Source organism: Synechococcus sp., from assembly GCF_982614295.1.
In genome coordinates this window covers 1-4728 of the sequence record NZ_CEXBMR010000073.1, presented here as the reverse complement: position 1 = coordinate 4728, position 4728 = coordinate 1, and the positions used below count along the sequence as shown (strand labels likewise).

The 4728-nt window shown below is 47.4% G+C and carries 6 protein-coding genes and 1 pseudogene; 3 read left to right on the top strand and 4 right to left on the bottom strand.

The genetic code is table 11. The features are described from left to right. Nucleotides 1-278: pseudogene (locus AC2JC8_RS09645) on the bottom strand (DNA polymerase III subunit delta); the annotation flags it as partial. Nucleotides 279-289: 11 nt separating this feature from the next. Between AC2JC8_RS09645 and AC2JC8_RS09640 the strand changes: the two are divergent. Both AC2JC8_RS09640 and AC2JC8_RS09635 read left to right on the top strand, forming a co-directional pair. Next, nucleotides 290-883, top strand: a complete 594-nt coding sequence (locus AC2JC8_RS09640) for a precorrin-8X methylmutase (RefSeq protein ID WP_484594629.1) — start codon at nt 290-292, stop codon at nt 881-883. Beyond that, nucleotides 880-2073 carry an aminotransferase class V-fold PLP-dependent enzyme gene (locus tag AC2JC8_RS09635; protein WP_484594628.1) on the top strand — a complete coding sequence of 398 codons (1194 nt, stop codon included), beginning with the start codon at nt 880-882 and terminating at the stop codon, nt 2071-2073. Before AC2JC8_RS09640 ends, AC2JC8_RS09635 begins: the two co-directional genes overlap by 4 nt. Here the strand turns inward: AC2JC8_RS09635 and AC2JC8_RS09630 are convergent. Both AC2JC8_RS09630 and AC2JC8_RS09625 read right to left on the bottom strand, forming a co-directional pair. Beyond that, nucleotides 2070-2495 (bottom strand): hypothetical protein, encoded by a 426-nt coding sequence (locus tag AC2JC8_RS09630; protein WP_484594627.1) that lies wholly within the window; start codon nt 2493-2495, stop codon nt 2070-2072. The two genes, AC2JC8_RS09635 and AC2JC8_RS09630, sit on opposite strands and share 4 nt — an antisense overlap. Then, nucleotides 2488-2748 (bottom strand): hypothetical protein, encoded by a 261-nt coding sequence (locus AC2JC8_RS09625; RefSeq protein WP_484594626.1) that lies wholly within the window; start codon nt 2746-2748, stop codon nt 2488-2490. Before AC2JC8_RS09625 ends, AC2JC8_RS09630 begins: the two co-directional genes overlap by 8 nt. Nucleotides 2749-2853: 105 nt before the next feature. Between AC2JC8_RS09625 and AC2JC8_RS09620 the strand changes: the two genes are divergently transcribed. Next, nucleotides 2854-4578, top strand: coding sequence for a glycosyltransferase family 2 protein (locus tag AC2JC8_RS09620; protein WP_484594625.1), 1725 nt, complete (start codon nt 2854-2856; stop codon nt 4576-4578). Nucleotides 4579-4585: 7 nt separating this feature from the next. On the opposite strand, the gene AC2JC8_RS09615 is transcribed toward AC2JC8_RS09620, so the two are convergent. After that, on the bottom strand, nt 4586-4728 hold a 143-nt coding region (locus AC2JC8_RS09615), incomplete at its 5' end, for a MutS-related protein (RefSeq protein WP_484594630.1).

Sequence of the window (4728 nt, the reverse complement as noted above, 5' to 3'; positions counted from 1 at the left end):
GCTGGAATCAAGTTGAGGCAGGGCTCCAGCTGGGCTGCCAGCTCGCTGGGGCAGGCACTGCAAAAAGGACTGTTTTGCAGCAATACCAAACGATCACCTGCCCCCAGTGGTGGTGTGCGGGCTTCACTAAGGGCTTGGGCAGCTTCTGCGCTATTGCTGCCATCAAGGCGACTTAGATTCAAGCTTTGCCAGGCAGGATCCACCACCTGGTTGATCAAGCTTTGGATTGCCCGATCTTGGGCGGCTTGATCGTCTCCCCAGTAGAGATGGATTGGCATCAGTGCAGCATTTGGATCACCCGATCTTCATCGAAAGCATCACCCGAATCCAGGCTTGGTTAGGGCCCACCGGTTTAGAAGCCGCTGAACAGGAGGTGCTGGAAAGGCTGGTGCATAGCAGTGGCGATTTAAACCTCGCGCCATTACTGCGTTTTTCCCCCGGCGCCTGCGAGTTGGCAATGGCTGCATTGTCAGCAAAAGCTGTGATCCTCACAGACACTGCAATGGCAGCAGCGGCGGTGGCACCAATGGCAGCACGCACATTTGCAAATCCGGTTTGTTCGGTGCTGGATTGGGCTCCGGCCCAGGCCCCTGCTGGCGATACCCGCAGTGCTGCTGGCATTGAACTTGCCCTCAAGGCCCATCCAAAGGCATTGGTATTGATTGGCAGTGCCCCAACGGCCCTGATGCGTTTGCTGGAATTAAAGGCAGCACCCGCGCTGGTAATCGGTATGCCCGTTGGTTTTGTGGGGGTTAAAGAGAGCAAAAGTGCATTGGCCCGCAGTGGTTTGGCCCAAATCCGGCTCGAGGGCAGCCGCGGTGGTGCTGGTTTGGTGGCGGCAACAGTGAATGCCCTGTTGCGACGCGCCTGGTTGGATCAATGAAACTTGATGCAGCCGGTTTGCATTGGCGCCTTGATAGCAACCAAGTTTTTTTAAACCACGGCAGTTTTGGGGCAGTACCCCTTGAAGTGGAGCAGGAACGCCGCCGCTGGCTAGATCGGATTGAATTAGATCCAGTTGGTTTTTTAGTGGAGCAATTACCGGGGGCCTTAGGGAAGGCCCGCGGAGCCTTGGCCCGTTTTTTGGGCGCTGCACCAGCAGCAGCCGAAGGATTGGCCTTTGTGCCAAGCACCACCTACGGCCTGAATGAACTGATCAGCCAATGGCAGTTGCCAGAGGGCAGCAGGGTTCTACTTGGAATGGATGCCTATAACGCCACCGCAAATATTGTTGAATTTTGGGCAGAGCAGCGGGGCTGGCAGGTGCTTAGGGCCCAATGGCCCCTGCCGCTTAGTTGTTGTTCGGAATTGTTGGAGGCTTATCGCAAGGAGTTGGTTAAAGGGGTCGCCTTTTGCGTGTTTGATCACATCACCAGCCCAACGGCGATGTGGCAGCCGCTGGAGCAATTAATTCCATTGGCCTGCAGCCATGGCGCCCGGGTAATTGTGGATGGTGCCCACGGGCCTGGATCGGTGCCGATAAATCTCTCTGCCCTTGCTGCCCTTGGTATGGAGGCTTATGTGGGCAATTTGCATAAATGGCTTTGCTGCCCAAAAGGCAGTGCTTTTTTTTGGGTTGATGAGAGCTTGCGGCAGCAGTTGCGACCCCTGGTAATCAGCCATGGCGCTAATGCACCAGCTGGCAATGAAGGGCGGTTTCGCGTGGAACACGACTGGCTTGGCACCAATGATCCCAGTGCAGTGCTTTGTTTACCAAAAGTTTTGCAGCTGTTGAATTTAGAAGATCCAAAACAACAAGAACAGCTATTAAGTGAACGTCGAGTTGTTTTATTGAAGGCCCGTTTGGCATTAATGGAAGCGCTTGCAACAGACGTTCAAGTTTTATTACCTGATCAATTTGTTGCATCCATGGTGGCCATTGATCTTGGTGTATGCAATCCAGAATCCAGCTATAAATATTTTCGCGATGCTGGGATACAAATTCCGGTTATTCCTATCAAGCCCCATTGCAATCCGGAACGTAGCTTTTTAAGGCTTTCTTGGTTTAGCTACAACACCATTTCAGATCTTGATTATTTAATTGAAATCTGTAGGGGGCTTTCTTGCTATTAAGGCCGCTTAAGCCGTTGCAGTAGTTCAAGAATTTTCAGAGGTTTGTTTTGATTGCTGTAGGCCTCTGCTTCTTGAGGTTGGCTGTGACGTGAAGCTTCTGCAGTTGTGGTGCCAAGGCCGATCGGATCAACCCCTTTAAGTGAGCGTTTGAAGTGTTGCAGAACGTGGATCATTTCATGGGTTATTAACTGGCAGCGGGTGGAAGCGCCCATGGGCCTAGGGGAAATCAAGATGATGCCTGGGCGACCATGCATTGCCCTATAGCTGGCATCTTTACCCGGCAGTTCTGGATTGCCTTGAATAACTTGAATGCCAAGCCTTGAAGCTTCTTGCAACAAACGATCAGCTAATTGAGGCGCATTATTGCAATCGGTAACGCCATTGAGTTGTAAAAGTAACGCAGGGATGAGCAAGCTAAACATCACCGTTGGCGGTTGGGTTGAGGTTAAGGCGCTTGAAAAGCATCAGTGGTATTTCGCCCAGCTGGTATATCTGCACAAATTCCCAGCCTTCATCACCGAGGCGATCCATGAATTGATTGATTTGATCGCGGGGATTGCCCTGAGCTGAAGGGGAATAAATTTCAGGAAATTGCTGACGCAATGCCTCTGCGCTCAAAGCACCGCTTAATTTTTTACTCGCCCGCTCAGGATCTGGTGGTGCTTGGGCAACCATATGCACCACTTTGTATTGCCACCTACTTGGCTTAACTTGGGGGTGGCGTTTTATAAGCCTTGCCCGTAGCCTTTTTAGCAATGAGATCACATACTTGCCGCTATCATGGGAATTAATTTAGCGCCGAAGACCCCTAATTCACACTTGAAAGGAAGTTTTTCAAATTTTTCTTCTTTGCGACAACAATTAAAACTCTATTTCCGGCGTCTCTCACTGCTTGGTCAAGGTTTCATAGCTTGGATCTCTACCATTGAGCTAAAAATTTGGTTCAGGCGAAATAACAAAATTATTAAGGCGCCGCTTCTGAGCGTATGCCTGGAGGGGGATGATATCGTTTTTGATAAGAAACTTTTAGCTACGTTATATAGTTTAGCATATCAGGATATTTATTCTGTGGAGGTGTTGCTTTTCAGCCGATCCTCAGCAATTAATCTAAAAAAAGCTTTTGCAAGATTTGGAAATCTTCACATCCGCATATTTAATTTCAAACATTTTCAAACATCCAATAGTAGTTCGCATTCTTTATCCAGCTGTGCTCTTGGGGAATTCGTAATTTCGATAGCGCCAGGCGCTATTTTTTCGCCAAAGTTAACAATCTTTTTGGCGGAAAAATTGAATTCGTTTAGTAATGAGACGGCTTTTGAATTGGATGAAATATTTTTAGAAAAAGATGGCTTTATTTCTGATGTCTGGTTATCACGTAAGTACTGGAGTGCCGATGAAATAAGTTCTTCAATCTGTTGCGCAGGAAGATTGCTGAGGAGTAGCAAGCAAGGTTGCGCTTTTATTCCTCCCCCTAAACAAATTCTTGGTCTTCAGGGGTGCTGGATTCAGCTGCCCGATTCTGATGGCGAATTACCTGGGCAGTTTGTAAGCCAAATTAAATCTTCTTCTGATTCTGAGCAACAAGTTACGATTGTAATTCCAACAATTCGATCATGTGGCGTTGATGGTAAACCTTATGTTATGCAGCTGCTCAATGCATTAACTTTTCAGACAGGTGTGAGTATTGATGTTCTGCTTGTGGATGCTGAATTAGATTCAATAACATTCTACGCAAATATGATTTATGGCTCAATAAAAAGTTTAAGAGTTGTACCGTTTTTTGCAGATGGGGAAAAATTTAACTTTTCAGCTAAAGTAAATGCTGGAATTGCTGCCTCGTCTTCTGAATTTATTCTATTACTTAATGATGATCTGCGTCCACTTACCACCAACTCAATTGCTGCTTTGGTAAAGTTAGTTTCTGATTCTAAAGTTGGGGTGGCAGGGGCTCAACTATTATTTCCGAATGGGCAATTGCAGCATGCGGGTGTAATTACTGGGTTGGGCAGACCTCCTTTTCATCCACGCCATGGTATTGATATAAATAGTTATAGGTTAAAGCATTGGCTTGCTGGTTCGTATGAGGTTTCGGCAGTTATCGGAGCTGTGATGGCATTTAAACGTAGCAATTGGGAAAGAATAAAGGGCTTTGACGAGCGCCTAACGGTTGAATTTAATGACATTGATTTTTGCCTACGATTGCGCAACCTAGGATTAGTAAACGTATACACTGGAGCCGCAATATTTGAGCATCATGAAAAAGCCTCTCGAGGCTCCCGGGCTTATTTAGAAGTGATAAAAAGTGATAAAAAGCTTTTTTCTGAGCGTTGGCAGAAGAGGCTCCTATCAGACCCCAATATGTGTGATCCCAATATGCACCCATGGCTGCATGTTAGAGATGTTCATAAGTTGCTACCTGCATGGCGCACGTCGGCAGTTATTGAAATTTACTGCCGACGCTTGAAAATAAAAGCCAATACTCTATATAGGCGGCTAAATAAATAACAAATTCTTATTTTATAAGATGCGTTTTTTCAATTCCACTCAACACCTGCCGCGCCCTTTCAACTACCGCTGCAGGCACTCCAGCTAAACGGGCTGCCTCAATTCCATAGCTGCGGCTAGCGCCGCCGGGCACCACTTTATGGAGAAATT

What these genes read in the sequence shown, in the direction of transcription:
- AC2JC8_RS09635 (WP_484594628.1), top strand. Translation starts at nt 880, where the DNA reads ATGAAACTTGATGCAGCCGGTTTGCATTGGCGCCTTGATAGCAACCAA.
- AC2JC8_RS09630 (WP_484594627.1), bottom strand. Translation starts at nt 2,495, where the DNA reads ATGTTTAGCTTGCTCATCCCTGCGTTACTTTTACAACTCAATGGCGTT.
- AC2JC8_RS09625 (WP_484594626.1), bottom strand. Translation starts at nt 2,748, where the DNA reads ATGGTTGCCCAAGCACCACCAGATCCTGAGCGGGCGAGTAAAAAATTA.
- AC2JC8_RS09620 (WP_484594625.1), top strand. Translation starts at nt 2,854, where the DNA reads ATGGGAATTAATTTAGCGCCGAAGACCCCTAATTCACACTTGAAAGGA.